The 17,014-nt window shown below is 59.7% G+C and carries 20 protein-coding genes; 7 read left to right on the top strand and 13 right to left on the bottom strand.

Annotation, left to right across the window (positions count from 1 at the left end):
* From uvrC to ABY948_RS05600, 11 genes are all read right to left on the bottom strand, one after another.
* Positions 1–825, bottom strand: an 825-nt coding sequence (uvrC, locus tag ABY948_RS05650) for an excinuclease ABC subunit UvrC (protein WP_461481542.1), incomplete at its 3' end; no start/stop codon positions are given.
* 36 nt (positions 826–861) lie between these two features.
* Complete coding sequence (locus tag ABY948_RS05645; RefSeq protein WP_461481541.1) at positions 862–1,536, bottom strand: response regulator; 675 nt, start codon at positions 1,534–1,536, stop codon at positions 862–864.
* 22 nt (positions 1,537–1,558) lie between these two features.
* The gene (locus tag ABY948_RS05640; RefSeq protein ID WP_461481540.1) at positions 1,559–2,206 is read right to left on the bottom strand and encodes an alpha-ketoglutarate-dependent dioxygenase AlkB family protein; all 648 of its coding nucleotides are present in this window, start codon (positions 2,204–2,206) and stop codon (positions 1,559–1,561) included.
* Positions 2,203–3,222 (bottom strand): UDP-N-acetylmuramate dehydrogenase, encoded by a 1,020-nt coding sequence (gene murB / locus ABY948_RS05635; protein ID WP_461481539.1) that lies wholly within the window; start codon positions 3,220–3,222, stop codon positions 2,203–2,205. Before murB ends, ABY948_RS05640 begins: the two co-directional genes overlap by 4 nt.
* On the bottom strand, positions 3,222–3,698 hold the full coding sequence (locus tag ABY948_RS05630; RefSeq protein WP_461481538.1) for a low molecular weight protein-tyrosine-phosphatase: 477 nt from the start codon (positions 3,696–3,698) through the stop codon (positions 3,222–3,224). Before ABY948_RS05630 ends, murB begins: the two co-directional genes overlap by 1 nt.
* Before the next feature lie 2 nt (positions 3,699–3,700).
* Entirely contained in the window at positions 3,701–4,462 is a 762-nt protein-coding gene (gene kdsB, locus ABY948_RS05625; protein ID WP_461481537.1) for a 3-deoxy-manno-octulosonate cytidylyltransferase, read from the bottom strand.
* Positions 4,463–4,468: 6 nt separating this feature from the next.
* Positions 4,469–5,485 carry a tetraacyldisaccharide 4'-kinase gene (lpxK, locus tag ABY948_RS05620; RefSeq protein WP_461481536.1) on the bottom strand — a complete coding sequence of 339 codons (1,017 nt, stop codon included), beginning with the start codon at positions 5,483–5,485 and terminating at the stop codon, positions 4,469–4,471.
* Between the two features lie 15 nt (positions 5,486–5,500).
* Positions 5,501–7,372 carry a lipid A export permease/ATP-binding protein MsbA gene (msbA, locus tag ABY948_RS05615; RefSeq protein WP_461481535.1) on the bottom strand — a complete coding sequence of 624 codons (1,872 nt, stop codon included), beginning with the start codon at positions 7,370–7,372 and terminating at the stop codon, positions 5,501–5,503.
* Between the two features lie 9 nt (positions 7,373–7,381).
* Positions 7,382–7,804, bottom strand: a complete 423-nt coding sequence (locus ABY948_RS05610) for an ExbD/TolR family protein (RefSeq protein ID WP_461481534.1) — start codon at positions 7,802–7,804, stop codon at positions 7,382–7,384.
* Positions 7,801–8,442: a MotA/TolQ/ExbB proton channel family protein gene (locus ABY948_RS05605; protein WP_461481533.1), complete on the bottom strand. Its 642-nt coding sequence runs from the start codon at positions 8,440–8,442 to the stop codon at positions 7,801–7,803. Before ABY948_RS05605 ends, ABY948_RS05610 begins: the two co-directional genes overlap by 4 nt.
* 115 nt (positions 8,443–8,557) lie before the next feature.
* The gene (locus ABY948_RS05600; protein ID WP_461481532.1) at positions 8,558–10,912 is read right to left on the bottom strand and encodes a DNA internalization-related competence protein ComEC/Rec2; all 2,355 of its coding nucleotides are present in this window, start codon (positions 10,910–10,912) and stop codon (positions 8,558–8,560) included.
* Between the two features lie 109 nt (positions 10,913–11,021).
* Between ABY948_RS05600 and ABY948_RS05595 the strand changes: the two genes are divergently transcribed.
* From ABY948_RS05595 to ABY948_RS05580, 4 genes are all read left to right on the top strand, one after another.
* A complete protein-coding gene (locus ABY948_RS05595; RefSeq protein ID WP_461481531.1) occupies positions 11,022–12,188 on the top strand; it encodes a patatin-like phospholipase family protein in 1,167 nt (388 codons plus the stop codon).
* A gap of 79 nt (positions 12,189–12,267) precedes the next feature.
* Complete coding sequence (locus ABY948_RS05590; RefSeq protein WP_461481530.1) at positions 12,268–12,918, top strand: Bax inhibitor-1/YccA family protein; 651 nt, start codon at positions 12,268–12,270, stop codon at positions 12,916–12,918.
* A 6-nt stretch (positions 12,919–12,924) separates the two neighbouring features.
* Complete coding sequence (locus tag ABY948_RS05585; protein ID WP_461481529.1) at positions 12,925–13,233, top strand: TusE/DsrC/DsvC family sulfur relay protein; 309 nt, start codon at positions 12,925–12,927, stop codon at positions 13,231–13,233.
* A 23-nt stretch (positions 13,234–13,256) separates the two neighbouring features.
* Positions 13,257–13,601 carry a 4a-hydroxytetrahydrobiopterin dehydratase gene (locus ABY948_RS05580; RefSeq protein ID WP_461481528.1) on the top strand — a complete coding sequence of 115 codons (345 nt, stop codon included), beginning with the start codon at positions 13,257–13,259 and terminating at the stop codon, positions 13,599–13,601.
* Between the two features lie 248 nt (positions 13,602–13,849).
* Here the strand turns inward: ABY948_RS05580 and ABY948_RS05575 are convergent, their stop codons facing one another.
* Together ABY948_RS05575 and ABY948_RS05570 are read right to left on the bottom strand one after the other, a co-directional pair.
* The gene (locus ABY948_RS05575) at positions 13,850–14,407 is read right to left on the bottom strand and encodes an NAD/FAD-utilizing enzyme (protein ID WP_461481527.1); all 558 of its coding nucleotides are present in this window, start codon (positions 14,405–14,407) and stop codon (positions 13,850–13,852) included.
* 173 nt (positions 14,408–14,580) lie between these two features.
* Positions 14,581–14,985 (bottom strand): secondary thiamine-phosphate synthase enzyme YjbQ, encoded by a 405-nt coding sequence (locus tag ABY948_RS05570; protein ID WP_461481526.1) that lies wholly within the window; start codon positions 14,983–14,985, stop codon positions 14,581–14,583.
* Positions 14,986–15,071: 86 nt separating this feature from the next.
* On the opposite strand from ABY948_RS05570, the gene ABY948_RS05565 reads away from it, so the two are divergent.
* The 3 genes from ABY948_RS05565 to ABY948_RS05555 all read left to right on the top strand — a co-directional run.
* Entirely contained in the window at positions 15,072–15,410 is a 339-nt protein-coding gene (locus ABY948_RS05565) for a hypothetical protein (RefSeq protein WP_461481525.1), read from the top strand.
* A 169-nt stretch (positions 15,411–15,579) separates the two neighbouring features.
* Positions 15,580–16,668 carry a tRNA (uridine(54)-C5)-methyltransferase TrmA gene (gene trmA, locus ABY948_RS05560; RefSeq protein WP_461481524.1) on the top strand — a complete coding sequence of 363 codons (1,089 nt, stop codon included), beginning with the start codon at positions 15,580–15,582 and terminating at the stop codon, positions 16,666–16,668.
* Positions 16,669–16,828: 160 nt separating this feature from the next.
* A partial coding sequence (locus ABY948_RS05555; RefSeq protein WP_461481523.1) for a hypothetical protein occupies positions 16,829–17,014 on the top strand: 186 nt, incomplete at its 3' end.

Genomic DNA, 17,014 nt, shown 5'->3' with positions numbered 1-17,014 from the left:
GAGAATCCGACCCTGACGGATGTAGAGTACATGCACGCACCCCAGCTCGCCTTCGAGTGCGGCCGCCATCACATCGATCTGGCCGTTGCCGGACTCCACCACCTGCTCCGCCTGGATGGTGCGCAACGCCACAATCTGATCGCGGAACTGCGCGGCCTGCTCAAAGTCCAGCTGCTGTGACGCCCGGTCCATATCCGCTTCAATCTCGCTCATCAAACCGTCGCTTTTCCCCTCCAGAAACATGCGCGTATGGCGTACATCTCGCTGGTAGTCTTCGGCGGAAATCAGGTCCACGCAGGGTGCGGTGCAGCGCTTGATCTGATATTGCAGGCAGGGCCGCGAACGGTTGCGAAAGAAGTTGTCTTCACACTGGCGCACCCGAAAGGTCTTCTGCAGGAAGCTCATGCTATCCCTCACCGCCTGTACGCTGGGAAACGGCCCGAAATAACTGCCGCCCTGGCGCTTGCTGCCGCGATGAAACGCCAGCCGCGGAAATTCATCGCGGTCAGATAAAAAGATATAGGGGTAGGATTTATCATCCCGCAGCAGGATATTGAACGGCGGGCGGTTCTGCTTGATCAGGTTCTGTTCCAGCAGCAGAGCTTCGATCTCCGTCTGGGTGACGGTGACGTCGATATGGGCGATGCGCCCCACCAGCGCCGCCGTTTTCGGCGACAGCCCGGTCTTGCGGAAATAACTGGCCACCCGCTTGCGCAGGTTCTTGGCCTTGCCCACATAGAGCACCGCGCCATCCGCGCCGATCATCTGGTAGACGCCGGGTCGCTGGGTCAGTTGCTTGAGAAAGGGCTGGTGATCAAAGGGCATGGTGCCCATTCTACAGGGGATGCAGCCCCTTGGGGATCAGATGACTTCGGAGGGGTCCACCAGGCCGTATTTGACCGCCGCCAGGGTCAGCTCCACATCATTGCTGACCCCGAGTTTTTCGTAGATGCGGTACTTGTAGGTGTTGATGGTCTTGGGGCTGATACTGAGGGTTTCCGCCACGTCCTTGGCCCGCCGCCCACTGGTAATCAGTACGGCGATCTGCAGTTCGCGCTGGGACAGGCCGGCCAGTGGCGAGTTGTCATCCCCCCTGCCCTTCTGCACACCCTGGAGCACCATCATCTGCGCCAGTTCCGGGCTGACGTAGGCCCGCCCCGACAACACCGTGCGAACGGCGGTTTTCACCTCCTCGCAACCGGCATTCTTGGCGATATACCCCGAGGCGCCCGCTTTCAGCAAGGTCGCGGGATAGACATCATCGTTGAAGGCGCTGACCACAATCACCTTGGTTGCGGGATAGCGGGACAGTATGCGGTGGGTCGCCTCAATGCCGCCGATGCCGGGCATGCGGAGATCCATGAACACGATGTCCGGCGACAGCTCGCGCACCTTGTCGATGGCCTCTTCACCGCTGGCTGCCTCGCCGATCACGTGGATGCCCGGCACCTCCGCCAGCATCCGGCAAATGCCCAGGCGGACCAGATCGTGGTCATCCACCACCAGTACGCTTTTATGTCCCGGTTTAACGCCCATCAATTACATCCTGAATTTGTCCCTAGGCTACCACTGGAGCGCGCTGGTTGCCATGCACCACCCAGCGAAACGTGATATTGATGCGCGGGGCCGACACGCCCTGCATCTTCGGCAAGCGGTGGCGCCAGTGATGCTGGAATGCCCCCGCCATCAGCAACAGCGAGCCGTGCTCCAGTTGCAGGGTTTGCAGCGCCAGGTCGCGGCGGGTTTTGTGTTTGAGCTGAAAGCGGCGCACCGCCCCCAGGCTGATGGAGGCGATCACGGGGTTGGCACCCAGTTCCGGTTCATCATCGCTGTGCCAGTCGACACTGTCCTTTCCATCCCGGTAGAGATTGACCAGAGCGCTGTTGAAGCGGGCACCGCTCACCTGTTCCAGCTGCTGCAACAACTGCCGCAGCGATGGCAACCAGGGCATGGCGCGGAACAGCCGCCCGGAATAACGGTAATCGGCGCCGCGCTCGCCGTACCAGGCATTGAGGCGGGGAATTTTGCGCCGCTGCCCGGCAATGGTGATTTCACTCTGCTCCCAGGCCACCTGGGTGAGCAGCGTTTGCAGCAATTGGTCCGCCGCCGCCGCGGGAATCAGGGCCGGCCAGTAGCGCAGACTGCCGTCCGGCAAATCGATATCGAGGTGGTCACTGCCCGCATCAAACAGGGAGAACTGACTCACGGGTAAACCCGGGGCTCCAGTTCGAGGGCAACGCCAAACTTGTCGCCAACGGACTGGCCAATCTCGTCGGCCAGGGCCAGCAATTCCGCGCCGCTGCCGCCGCGATTGACCAGCACCAGGGCCTGCTGCTGGTGCACGCCGACCGCGTTGCGCGTCACCCCCTTCCAGCCCGCCTGCTCCACCAGCCAACCGGCGGCCAGTTTGACCGCGCCGTCCGCCTGGGGATAGCTGACCAGGCCCGGGAAGTGCGCTTGCAGATCGGCGGCTTTCGCCGCCGAAATCACCGGATTTTTGAAGAAGCTGCCGGCATTCGGAATCACTGCCGGATCCGGCAGTTTGCTGCGCCGGATATCACAGACCACCTCGGAGACCAGCGCCGGCGTCAGTTCCGCGGGGTCCCGTTGCGCCAGCGCCTGTTGCAGGGCGGGATAATTGAGCCGCAGTTGCGGCCTGACGGACAGCGCCAGGGTAACGGCGGTGATCACAAACTGGTCGCGGCCGGCATTTTTGAAGTAGCTGTCGCGGTAGCCAAAACGGCATTCCCCGGCCGACATGGTGAGTCGCTCACCGCTGCGAATATGGATGGCGTCCAGGGAGAGAAAGCGCTCGCTCAGTTCCACCCCGTAGGCGCCGATATTTTGGATCGGCGCCGCACCGGCGAGACCGGGAATCAGCGACAGGTTTTCCAGCCCGTACCAGCCCCGGGCGAGGCTGTGCAGCACCAGTTGGTGCCAGTTCTCACCCGCGCCAACCCGCACCGCAAGTTGCTCGCCCTCCCGATCCCCCAGGGCGATGCCGGGAATGGCCATGGCAATCACCAGACCGGGGATATCATCGGCCAGCACCACATTGCTGCCGCCGCCGAGTACCGTCACCCGAAGCCCCCTGTCCCTGGCCCAGCACAGGGCCTCGGTCAGCTGTTCATCGGTTTCTGCCCGACACAGGTACTCCGCCCTGGCGGGCAGCGCCAGGGTATTGAAGGATTGCAGGGAAACGGCGGCTTGAATCACCGGCATCAATCCAGTTGCCCGCGCAAATGGGCCAGCAGCCCGGCGGCGGCATCTTCCACCAGATCCAGCACCTGCTCGAAGTGATCCTCGCCCCCGTAGTAGGGATCGGGCACTTCCTTCAAGCCGCTGTGGCCGAAATCGAGGAACAGCCCCAGGTGACCGCTGAACTCCGGCAGTGCCAGGGCCTGCAGATCCCACAGGTTTTGCTGATCCATGGCCAGCAGGTAGTCGAAATCGCGAAAATCCTCGGGGCACACCTGGCGCGCCCGCAGGTGGCTGAGGTCGTGGCCCCGGCCCAGCGCCGCAGCGCTGGCGCGGCGATCCGGCGGACGGCCAACATGCCAGTCGCCGGTGCCCGCCGAATCGATCAGAATCCGCTCCTGCAGGCCCGCCTCGCGCACCATGTTTTCAAAAATACCATGCGCCGTGGGCGAGCGGCAAATATTGCCGAGACAGACAAAAAGCACCTTCACTGTTTTCACCGCTAGCGCCCCGCAACCCGTGCGATCACCCGTTGCAGATCGGCCTCGGTATCCACTCCGCCGGGCACCTCGGCCACCGCCGGTGCCACGTGGATGCGCTCGCCCTGCCACATGAAACGCAGTTGTTCCAGACATTCGATGGATTCGAGCGGCGCCACCGGCCACTGCACGAACCTGTTCAGCTGGGCCACCCGGTAGGCATAAATACCGATATGGCGCATGGGAGTGTGGATCCCGGACATGGCCGCCACCCGGTTGGCGGGGAAATCCCGCGGCCAGGGAACCGGGGCGCGGCTGAAATACAGCGCCATGCCCTGGGCGTCGGCCACCACCTTGACGACATTGGGGTTGGTAAAACTGGCATCGTCGAGAATGGGTTCACAGAGGGTCGCCACCCCGGCTATGGCTTGAGCCGCCAGATTGCCGGCCACCTGGTCGATCACCTGCGGTGGAATCAGGGGTTCATCCCCCTGCACATTGACCAGGATGTGATCGCCGGGCAGTGCCAACTGCCCCGCCACTTCCTGCAGGCGATCCGTGCCGGACTGATGGCTGTCAGAGGTCATGCAGCACTCGCCGCCAAACGCCGCTACCGCATCGGCAATGCGCTGGTCATCGGTGGCGATAATCACCCGCTCGGCAGCGCTCTGCACGGCCTGACGGTAGACCCGTTCGATCATGGTTTGTCCAGCGATGTCCCGCAGCGGTTTTCCCGGCAGGCGGGTGGAGGAAAAACGTGCAGGAATAACAACCGTAAAAGGCATAACAGTTCAAACACCCTTGTTAATGGACGCAAGTCGCCCTGTGTTGATGGCCGCGACCCGCTGTTCAAGGCGCGTTAAAAACCGGCTGCCGAGCTCGGCAACCACATCCAGTACCCAGACATTGTCCGCAGCAAAAGCCGCGCACTTTACCGCATCCTTGGCGGTGATGATAACCGGCAGATCATCGTCAAAGTCCAGCTCGTCACCCCGGTAGTCGTGGTGATCCGGCAGGGCGTGGAGCCTGGCGGTAAACCCCAACAGCTGGAGGCTGCGGGCAAAACGCGCGGGATTGCCGATGCCCGCCACCGCATGGACCTCGCGACTGCCCTGCCACTGATCGGCGGCCACTACCGCGCCCGTCAACAGCTGGCGCAGTTGCAACGGTGCCAGGCGAAAACCCTCCGCCCCCGCCAGTTGCCGGGAGGCCACCGTTTCATTGACCAGTACAAAATCGGCCTGTTTCAGGCGCGACAGGGGTTCCCGCAAGGGGCCGGCCGGCAGGCAGTGACCGTTGCCGAAACCGCGCTCGCCGTCCACGACCACCACCTCGATATCCCGCGGCAGCCGGTAGTGTTGCAGGCCGTCATCGCTGAACAACAGGTTGCAGTCCGTCTGCGCCAGCAGAAAACAGGCGGCCCGATAGCGATCAGGATCCACCGCCACGGGACAGTATGCGGCCAGCAACAGGGGTTCATCGCCGACCTGGTCGGCGCGGCAATCCCGGCTGACCAGCAGCGGGTAGTGGGCGGCATGGCCGCCGTAACCCCGGCTGACGATACCGGGGCGATACCCCAATGCCTGGAAATGGGCCACCAGTGCGGCCAACAGCGGGGTTTTACCGGTCCCGCCGACGCTGATGTTGCCCACCACCACCACCGGTACCGGCAGCGGCGGGTTGGCATGTTGCAGCCGGCGGCGGCGCAGCGCCACCAGGCCGCGAAACGGCCAGGACAGCGGCAGCAGCAGGCCGGCCCAGCTGCCCGGTCGATACCAGGCCCGTTGCAGTGCCAGGGAAATCTTCACGGCGCAGCCATCGGCCTAGACGGTTGGCCCGACTTCGTCGCTGAATTGTTTCTGGTGCAGTTGTGCATAGCGACCATTGAGTGCCAGCAGTTGCTGGTGAGTGCCCTGTTCGACAATTTTGCCCTTATCCATCACCACAATGCGGCTGGCGTTTTCAATGGTGCTGAGACGGTGGGCAATCACAAAGGTGGTGCGCCCTTTCATCACCTGCTCCAGCGCCCGCTGGATATGGTGTTCGGACTCGGTATCCAGGGCAGAAGTCGCTTCATCGAGAATCAGCACCGGCGCATTTTTCAGCAGTGCCCGGGCAATGGCGAGACGCTGGCGCTGACCGCCGGACAGCATCACGCCGTCATCACCGATCATGGTATTAAAGCCCTCCGGCAGGCGTTCGATGAATTCCAGGGCGTGGGCGGCTTTGGCCGCCTCGCGCACCGCCTCTTCCGAGCACAGGCTCAGGGCGCCATAGGCGATGTTGTTGTAAATGCTGTCGTTGAAGAGAATGACATTCTGGGACACCAGGGCGATGTGGCTGCGCAAATTGTCGAGCCGGTAGTCATTGACATCGATGCCATCCAGCAGGATTTCCCCGTCCCCGTGGTTGTAAAAACGCGGAATCATGCTCACCAGCGTGGTCTTGCCGCCACCGGATTGCCCCACCAGGGCAATGGTTTCACCGGGGCTCACTTCCAGATTGATGCCGTTGAGGACATTTTCGGTGCCTTCTGCATAGGCAAAACTGACATTGCGGAACTCGAAATGACCGTTTACACGGGCCTTTTCAAGCGTTCCCAAATCCGTTTCCTCCACTTCATCCAGGGTGGCGAAAATGGTGCCCGCCGCCGCCACGCCTTTCTGGATGTTGCTGTTCACTTCGGACAGCTGGCGAATGGGTTTGGCCAGCAGGCCCGCGGAGCCGAGAAACTGCACGAACTCCCCGCCACTCATGTTCACCAGCACATTGGGGTCCAGGGCCAGCCACATCAGCAATGACAGCGAGGTGGCCACCAGCAGCTGGATAATGGGTGAGCTGATGCCCTCCGCCACCGCCATCTTCATTTGCTGGCGGCGGTTGTAGTTGCTGGCCTGGTACATGCGTTGCCGTTCGTATTCGGCGCCGCCGTAGAGGTGCATTTCGCGATAGCCGCTCACCGCCTCTTGGGTCACATGGGTGACATTGCCCACCGAGGACTGTATCCGCCGACTCAGCAGGCGGAAGCGCTTGCTGATATAACCCACCACCGCGCCGATCATCGGCAGCACTATCACGAAAATCGCCGCCAGACGCCAGTTCAGGTAAAACAGGTAGCCGATCAGGCCGATGACCAGTGCGCCCTCTCGGATAATGATTTTCAGTGAGCTGGTGGCGGCGTGCGTGACCTGGGCGACATGGAAGGTGATGCGCGAGATGAGATGCCCGGACATATGGGTATCAAAATAGCGGCTGGGCAGGCGGGTGTATTTGTTGAACAGCCGAATGCGCAGGGTATGCACCAGAATCTGGGTGACATAGGCCATACAGTAACCGCCGACAAAGAAACCCACCCCGCGCACGACCGCAATCATGAACATGATGACCGGGACGATCCAACGGATTTCGGTGGATGCATCTTCACCGCCCAGCAGCGTGGCTATCCAGGCGGTCGAGCCCTTGCCGATATCCAGGGCGGGCGCCGCCGCGGCACCGGCTTCTCCGGACAGCTTGTTGATGGCATTGACGGTATAGCCAAACAGATCGATGAAGGCAATTTCCATGGAAGAGAACAGGATCAAGCCCAGGATACTGAGCAGGAAAATGCCGATATAACCTTTGAGATAAGAAAGTAACCGCAAATAGACCTGCAAACCGGACATCTCAGGGTGTTCGGTATCGGGGGTGTTCGTCACTATGACTCCTCAGGATTCTTCGTCAGGCTGTTTTGTCGTTATTTTGAGATGAACAAAGCCCATTCTACCTGCTGCATCCATGGCTGTAACCACCGCCTGGTGGGTAGCATTGGCGTCTGCGGTAATGGTCAGGGGCCTGGCGCTATCGCCGAGGGAAACTTCCTGCAGCGCACTCATCAGGGTGTCGATCTGGCGGTTGATCAACGGTTTGCCATTGATACTGTAGTCGCCCTCCCGGCCGATCAACACCTCGATTGCCTCCGGAGGGGCCTCCTCCACGCTGCCATCCGCCTCCGGCAGATCCAGCACCAGGTGCGATTCCTTGGTAAAGGAGGTGGAGACCATAAAGAAAATGAGCAGCAGGAACACCACATCAATCAGTGGCGTGAGGTTGACACCCTGGTCGGTTTTGCGCTGCCGGCGAAATTTCACGCCGCGCTGGTCTCGTCGGCGCGAATGACGCGATCACCGTGGAGCGCATCCACCAGCTTGACCGCCTGCTCTTCCATTTCCACCACCAGCGACTCCACCCGGCGCTCAAAAAAGCGGTGGAACACCAGTGCCGGAATCGCCACCGTGAGACCCGCCGCCGTGGTAATCAATGCCTCGGAAATACCGCCGGCCAGCACGCCGGCGTTGCCGGTGCCCTCAATCATGATGGCGGTAAACACCTTGATCATGCCGATCACCGTACCCAGCAAGCCGAGCAGCGGCGCAATGGCCGCAATGGTACCCAGCGGGGAGAGGTTCTTTTCCAACTCGTGAACCACCTGGTTGGCGGCCTCCTCGATGCTGTCTTTCATCACCTCCCGGCCGTGGCCGGAGTTGCTGATACCCGCCGCCAGAATGGTTCCCAGCGGCGACGAGGTGCGCAGCTGGTGAATATTTTCTTTGCTGAGCTGGTTCTGTTTTAGCCACTGCCAGACCTGGCCCAGTAGTGTTGGCGGCACCACCTTCGCCGGGCGCAATGTCCAGTAACGCTCGAAGGCGATGGCGATGACCACAATGGAAGAGAGAATGATGGGCAGCATCAACCAGCCGCCCGCAATGATCAATTCGTACACATTCATCCCCAAATCAATAACCTGAGCGGACTTTACCATAATCGACCACGGCCACGAACGCACGGCCAGCGCCCAATGGGCTTTTTTTTTCCCGCGCGATCACACTTTCGTGATGGCCTGCTCAGTTGTCGGCGACGTCATACCAGTAACGACGCTCCGCGTTGCGCGCGGCGCTCACCGACAGTGCACCCGACCGGTTCCAGCGAAACTCAACGGCACCCTGTTCTGCGGTATTCCAGAGCCGGGCCCCCTGCTGCCGATAACGGGCGCTAACCACCCCTGCGGGGTGACCGAAATGGTGGCGAAAACCCGCCGAAAACACCACATGCTGTGGCTTGAGGGCGGCAACAAATGCTGTGGAAGAAGAGGTTCGACTGCCGTGGTGCGGTGCCACGAGCACGGCCATAGCATCGGGAATGGGCGGGTTTAGAGCCAGCAGCTGCCGCTCAACCGAGGCTTCGATATCACCGGCGAGCAGCAGCGCATCATCACCATAGCGAATCAACAACACACAGGAGCGGTTATTGCCCTCGGCCTCTGTGCCGGCAAAGGGGTACAAAAACCGGAATGACACGCCGTCCCACTGCCAGGACTCACCGGCAAGACAGCGACGCTGTCGAATGCCGGGGACCGCCAGTGTCTCCCCCACCAGCAACTCCCGGGCTGGCAACCATTCCAGCAGACCGTCGGCGCCACCGGCGTGGTCATTGTCGGCGTGACTGACCACCAGCTTATCCAGCTCCGTCACCCCCCGCTGGCGCAGGAACGGAACCACCACGGCACTGCCGGTATCGAAACTGTCACCGTAGGCGGGGCCGGCGTCATACACCAGACTGTGACGGGCTGTCTGCACCACCACCGACAATCCTTGCCCCACGTCCAGCACGGTCACCCTGAGGGGTGACGGGCGGGTATCCGGCAACCAGCACAGCGCCAGCGACAACGGGACACAAAGAAAACGGCCGGGAATACCCTGCGGCAAGATCAACAGCCCGGCTATCACGATCATCAGACCAAGGCTCACCCCGGACAGAGGCCAGGGTGGATAAGCCGGCAGCCAATCCGGCAACTCAAGCCAGTGCAGCAGTGCCAGCAACTGATTCAGCTGCCAGCCAGCCACAGACCAACAGGCATTGGCCGCTCCAGCGCTGAACGGGAAAATGGCCATCGCGACCAGGCAAAGCGGAATAATCAGGAAACCCACCCAGGGAATCGCCACCAGGTTAATGACCGGCGCCAACCAGGCCACCGGCAGCTGCCAAAGCAACAGCGGCAGCAACAACAGGGTAAACACCAACCACTGGACTCGCGCGAAGCGCAACCATTTGCAGGACTGAACCGGGGCGGGAACCAGCCACAGCAAACCGGCTACTGCGCCAAATGACAACCAGAACCCCGCATTCCGGATGGCCAGGGGATCGATCAACGCCACCCCGGCCAGCGCCAGCCCAAAACCCGCAGCCCTGCTCAGATGACGATTGCCCAGCAGTGCCAGCAGGGCAACTGTCACCATAATCAGGGCCCGCTGGGTGGGGAGGCTGAATCCAGCCATCAGGCTGTAGGCCAGGGCAAAAATAAGCGCCAGCACCGCTCCACCATAGCGGGCGTTAACCGGCACTCCCGCCAGGCCAATCAATTTCGCCAGCAGGGCACCCAGGGCAAAGCCGAAGCCGGCCAAAAATCCGATATGCAGCCCGGAGACCACCAGCAGGTGAACCAGTCCAAACTGTGACAAACGCTGCCACAATCCCCGCTCTATCAGTGAGCGATCGCCCAGGGTCAGGGCGGCCATCAACGCCTGTGCCCGCTCGCTGGCAGGGGATGCCTGCAGCACAGTGCGCAGGTGAAAGCGCCAACTGTCCACTGAAACAGTCCGGCCCAACAGGCGCTGCTCGCCCGATGAGCGGACATAACCGGTGGCCGAGATACCCTGCCCCAGCAACCACCCCTGGTAGTCAAAACCACCGGGATTGACGTTGCCCCGCGGTCGCCGCAAGCGCACCGGCAATTGCCAGACCTGGCCCGGCTCGAGCACTGCCGAGTGTTGATACCAGCTGAGCCGCAACTGTTTTAACTTGAGATGGGCGGGCGACTGCTGCAACTTCAGATTGAAGCGCGTGCGACCGCTGTCCGCAACGGGGATACCGACCACTTCACCGATGACGGTGTAGTCGGACGGGGTCAATGGGTCGGGAAGATGATGGGAGAGACTGTGGTGCCCCCAGCCGATACCATAGGCCATGCCCAGCAACAGTCCGCCGATAACCTGAACGCGGGTGGGCAACAACAGCACACCACAGGCAAGCAACATGACCGCGACCGCCGCGCCCGGCAACGCCGGCCAATAAGCCGGTATAAAAATACCCACTGCAAAACTGTACATGGCATACATGGCGCACATCCCTGTCACCGCCACCGTCCCGGTGGTGCTGCATTGAGCCAGTATAACCGGGAAGGCAAAAGGAAAATCAACCATGGGAATTAGCTGCCAATACCACTTTGCTAACAAGCGGGGTTGGCGCCATGGGTGATCTGCCCCAGAATGGGGTCATCTGCAATTACTGGCTTTCAGGCCGGCACGGGACATGACCAAAAAAAATAACGGGGCGAGAACAGGATTGGTGCTGTCCGGAGGGGGAGCCAGGGCGGCCTATCAGGTGGGGGTATTGCGCGCCATCGCCGAAACCCTGCCCAGGGAAACCAAAAACCCCTTTCCGATCATTTGCGGCACGTCTGCCGGCGCCATAAACGCCCTGGCCATCGCCGGGCGGGCGGGACCCTTTAGACTGCGCATCAAAAAGCTGGAAGCCATCTGGCGCCAGTTGGATGCGGAAAAAGTCTATCGCACCGACTTCGTCGGGGTGCTCAAAAACAGCTTCAATATGCTGTTGTCTTTCTTCCACAGTGGCTATGCCATCGGTCAGCCCAAGGCGTTGCTGGATAACACCCCGCTGCGGGAACTGCTGAACAATTACATCCGCTTTCGCCATATCAAGGAGGCGATCGCCAACGGCGAGCTGGAGGCTGTCAGCATCACCGCCATGAGCTATAACTCGGGCAAATCCGTGACCTTTTTCCAGGGCAATGAAGCGCTGCAGCCCTGGCAAAAAATCCGCCAGGTGGGACTGCAGACTGAACTGACCATTGACCACCTGATGGCCTCCACCGCGATCCCGATCCTGTTTCCCGCACGGCAACTGGAGGCACATTATTTTGGCGATGGCGCACTGCGCCAACTGAAACCCATCAGTCCCGCATTGCGACTGGGGGCAGAGAAGGTATTTGTCATCGGCGTCAGCGACAGCAGCGCCCTGAATCACGGCACCGTTGCGCCCACAACCAGCCACTCCCCCTCTATCGCCCAGATCATCGGCCACATGTTCAACAGCGCCTTTATCGACAGCATTGAGAGCGACCTGGAAACACTCAACAACATCAACCGGCTCACCCGGAATATGTCCCTGTCCGAGCGGGAGAGAAAAGGGTTGTCGGATCTCAAGCCGGTCAAATACCTGGCCATTCTGCCGTCGCAGTCCATCAACCGGATCGCCAGTGACTATCTGGAGGAGCTGCCCAAAAGTATCCGGCTGCTCATGCGCACCACCGGTGCAACCACCCGCGGCGGCGGGGTAAACGCCGCCAGTTACCTGCTTTTCTGCCGGGGCTTCTGCCGCAGACTGCTGGAACTCGGTTATCAGGATGGGCTTGCCCAGCGCGACGCCATCCTGGACTTTTTCCACAGCGATGAATAATCGACACAACCATTGCGTTGAAACTTACAGCTTGTAAGATATGTCCAACTTGCGAACTAGTGGAATGAGGATCATTACCATGGCAATCGAAAAAGCAATTATCTCCACCGCCCTTGACCCGGCAGCGACCAAAGTACTGCGCAACACCTACGCCCTGTTGGCGATGACACTCGCCTTCAGCGCCATCATGAGTGGCATCGCCATGGCCATCAACGCCCCCTTCATGGGACTGTGGATGCTGCTGCCCTACTTCATCTGCCTGTGGATGGTGGAGAAAAACAAGAACAAGACCGCCGGGCTATTCTGGGTATTCGCCCTGACCGGCTGGATGGGCTTTACCCTCGGGCCGATTCTCAATTTTTATCTCGCCACCTCCGGCGCTGAGCCCATCCTCACCGCCCTCGGGGGCACCGCGGTGATTTTCCTGGCCTGCTCCGGTTATGTGCTGGTCACCCGCAAGGAACTGTCCTTTATGGGCGGATTTTTGATGACCGGGGTACTGGTGGCCTTTGTGGCGGCGATTGCCAACGTATTTCTGCAAATTCAGGGGCTGGCCCTCGCCATCTCCTGCATGTTCCTGTTTCTGTCTGCCGGCATCATCATGTGGCAGACCAGCGCGATCATTCACGGCGGCGAGCGCAACTACATCTCTGCCACGGTGACCCTCTACGTGATGATCTACAATCTCTTCACCAGCCTGCTGAGCCTGCTCGGTCTCAGTAACGATTGATTGTCCGTGGTCGAAAGTATTGCTGTCAGCTATCTCGACAAGCTGCCTGCCTGGACGGAATGCTCTGCCAGGCAGTTGGCCGCTGAAGACCACCTCGAGCTGACCGATGCCCACCTGGAAATCCTCCTGGTGGCCCGTCAATTTTATGCGGACTTCGGTTTTTCCCCATCGATGCGGCCGTTGATACGCTATATCGCCGATCACCTGGACCTGGCCAAGGCCCGCAGCATCTACCTGATGCAGCTATTCCCTCCCAGCCCCGCCAAGGCGGTAGCGCGCCTGGCCGGCCTACCCAAACCCAAAAACTGTCTGTGACCGACGTCCAGAAGAGGTGATCTATGGCTATTTCCCGCGAACACTGTGAAGCCTGCCGCGCTGACGCCCCAAGAGTCAGTGCGAAGGAAGAAATTACCCTGCTGACGGAAATTCCCGGCTGGGAAGTCGTCGAGCGCGACGGCATCCGGCAACTGGAGCGCATCTTCAACTTTGCCAATTTCTGTGAGGCCCTGGCATTTGCCAACCAGGTCGGAGCGCTGGCGGAAGCGGCCGGGCATCACCCCGCCCTGCTGGTGGAATGGGGCAAGGTCACCGTGACCTGGTGGACCCATAAGATCCGCGGCCTGCACCGCAACGACTTTATCCTGGCGGCCCGCAGCAACGAACTCAGACCGCCGGCCAGCTGAGACAGGATTGATTGGGGAATGAACGCAATAGATCCCCCCGGCTAAAGCCGCGGTTCTATGGTGCTTCGACCCTCTCCGGGTCGAAGCAAATCTCAAAACTATGTAATGAGATTTGCAGATGGCATTCATCCACGGGTAAACCCGTGGTGTTCTGTCGCTACGCGACTTCGCCATAAAAAGGCGGCCAGTAAACTGGCCGCCTGTATCCGGTAAGCAATGGTCGGACCTGGCGTTGACGAACTCTCAGTTCAGGGCGCCCATTTAACGAACCGGTGGGCGCCATTTTCGGCGCCAATCAGCAATGCGTTGGCGGAAGGTTCCCAACCGGCACCCTGCAATTTGGTGTGGCGGCCGATCACTTCCTTCAGCATTGATTCCTGCTTGCCCTTGCTCACTTCCACGTACAATACGTGCTTGCCGTTATCCAGGACTTCCTGAAAACGTTTGAAGTGCACATTGGGCTCCTGGATACCCCACATACCCCCTTCCCAGGTAATGAAGCCCATCACGACCAGCGCCAACAGCACGAATGGCGCCCAGCCGATGCTCTCGGTGGCTCCCGAGAAAATGGCGAAGAAAATCACCAGCACGGCGGAGAGGAAACCAAAGATGGCGGACTTGCCGACCGTCCGGAACACATCCCTTCTCATCAGCGGTGCCACATCATTCAGGTGATGCTGCTGCAACCCCGCATCATCCATGCTCAACACATGGATTTGCGGCGTGGATATACCCCGCTCCTCCAGTTCCTTCTCGATCGAGCTCAGATCGTCCAGGTCATCGCTAACAAAGTAGTAGCGTCTCATAACCTACCCTCCAATTATCTTTTTACCAGGTCGAAACCTGTCATAGAGAAACCTTCAGCCTGCTTCCGAACCAAAACGACGCTGGCCCGGAATTCACCAACAACTCAAGTATAGTCGGCGTTAATAATGTGACTGTCGGGCCAAAAAAATTATCTATATCAAAAAGTAATAAACTAAATGAGATGTAGGATCACTTTGCGATGACCACGGTGATGGCGATGTTCCCACAGGAAAATACCCTGCCAGCTGCCCAGGGCGAGACGCCCATTCAGCACCGGGATGGAAAGCGAAACCGCCGTCAGGCTTGCCTTGATATGGGCCGGCATATCGTCGGCACCTTCCAGGGTGTGGGTATACAGCGGGTCCCGTTCCGGCACCAGGCGATTGAGCCAGTTTTCCAGGTCAACCCGCGCCGAGGGATCGTAGTTTTCCTGAACCAGCAGGCTGGCCGAGGTGTGCTGGATGAACAGCGTACACAGCCCTTCCTCAATACCCGCCTCCGCCACGGCCCGGGAAATCTCCGGGGTAATGTCCCGCAAGCCCTGCCCCGATACAGCAATATTCACCACCTGAATCACACACACCTCCAAAACCGTACCTTTTTGCCAGTGGATGTTTTACATTATCTTTGGATTTCATCATGGTTGTCATAAGAGAGGTTACGATGAATTATCAGGGAAGCCATTTGGGTTTTTCCCAGTTGCTGGAGGCCTGGGAAAAACGCTCGGCCGAAAATTCTGACCTGTTACCTACCTCAATCACCATTCACCAACCCGACCAGATCAAATTGCAGGCGTTGTCAGAGATGTATCAATTACCCGCCGACGAGATCGCCGCGCATCTGCTGAATATCGCACTGGAAACCCTGGAGGCGGAGATGCCCTATGTCCCCGGTCCCAGGGTAATTCGCGTTGAGGAAGGCAACGAGATTTTCGAGGATATCGGGCCCACACCCCGCTATCTGGATATACAGAAGCGGTTGCGAGAGCAGTTGGGCAAATAGCCCCCCGCCCAAGCAACCCTGCCGGGGCGCATTGCCCGGCCATTTTTGCAATCGACCCAATCACTGCCAGTGACTGCGGCGACCCCTACCCCTGGCAAAAGCCGGATATCACCACTGCTCCCCGGAAAATATTCAGTATAATGCGCCCCCCTTTGATGGAGGCCGCACATTGCAACAAGTCAATCTGGACAGCTACCCACAGCAACTGGCAGAGAAACTAGCCCGGCTCCAGGAGGCGTATCGGACACTGTCGCTGCCCGATATAGAGGTGCTGGATTCGCCGCCAATTCATTACCGGATGCGCGCTGAATTCCGCGTCTGGCACGAGGGCGGTCTCGCCCGCTTCGCCATGAACCGCCCCGGTGAAAAAACCCCCTATACCATCGACGACTTTCCAGCCGGTTCAGCGCTGATGAACGCGCTGATGCCGCAATTGCTCGCGGCCATTAATACCAGCCCGGTGCTCAGCCGCCGTCTTTTTTGTGCAGAATTTCTCACCACCCGAAGTGGCGATGCCCTGATCACCCTGATCTACCACAAGCCGCTCAACGACGATTGGGAAGCGGCGGCAAAACAACTGCAAACCGCACTGGGGGTGCCGATCATCGGCAGAAGTCGCAAACAAAAGCGGGTACTCGAGCGCGACTACGTGACGGAAACCCTACAGGTCGCCGGACGCGATTACCGCTACCAGCAGGTGGAAAGCGGCTTTACCCAACCCAATGCCAGCGTCAACCAGAAGATGCTCACCTGGGCCCTCGCCAGTGCCGGCGATTGTGGCGGTGATTTGCTGGAACTCTACTGCGGCAACGGCAATTTCACCTGTGTGCTGGCCCAGCAATTTGAGCGGGTACTGGCGACGGAAATTTCCAAGTTGTCGGTGCGCTCGGCGGAACACAATCTGCAAGTCAACGGCGTAGACAATGTGACCATCGTGCGGATGTCCAGCGAGGAGTTTACCGAAGCGCTCAACGGTGTCAGACCATTTCGTCGGCTGCAGGAGATCGACCTCGGCAGTTACCGCTTCAGCACCATTTTTGTCGATCCGCCCCGAGCCGGGCTCGACGAGGCCACCCTGTCACTGACCCAGCGCTTCGACAACATCATCTATATTTCCTGCAACCCCGAGACCCTCAAAAACAATCTGGAGGCGTTGGCACAAACTCACCGGATTGAACGATTCGCCCTATTCGACCAGTTCCCCTACACCCATCACCTGGAATGCGGGGTATTGCTGCAAAAAATTGCCCAGCCGTAAGCCCGGACGGCAAACAGCCCTGTAGAGAGCGTTGCAGGGAAACTTGTAGAGAGACTTGTAGAGAAACTTGGAGAGAGGCTTGTGAAGTCACGGGAATCTTGGTGCAATCTGTCATCTGCACGAAGGCTTTAACCACCCCTATCAACGCAAGGAATCTTTCATGAAATACCCTCTCCTTCTGGTGGCCATGTTGACCCCCATCCTGCTGCAGGCGGAACCCCTGCAGGTCTCCATGGACTGCCCGCAATGGGTCGCGGCCCGGAAACAGAATAACTACCAGAATTCCCTGTCCTGGCTGCAGGGTTTTGTCGCCGCCTACAACCAATATGGCTATTCGGGCAGCGAT

It is taken from the genome of Porticoccus sp. (genome assembly GCF_041592135.1).
GTDB lineage: Bacteria > Pseudomonadota > Gammaproteobacteria > Pseudomonadales > Porticoccaceae > Porticoccus.
Note: the sequence above shows the minus strand (reverse complement) of the source record. Positions and strands in the feature narration are given on the sequence as shown.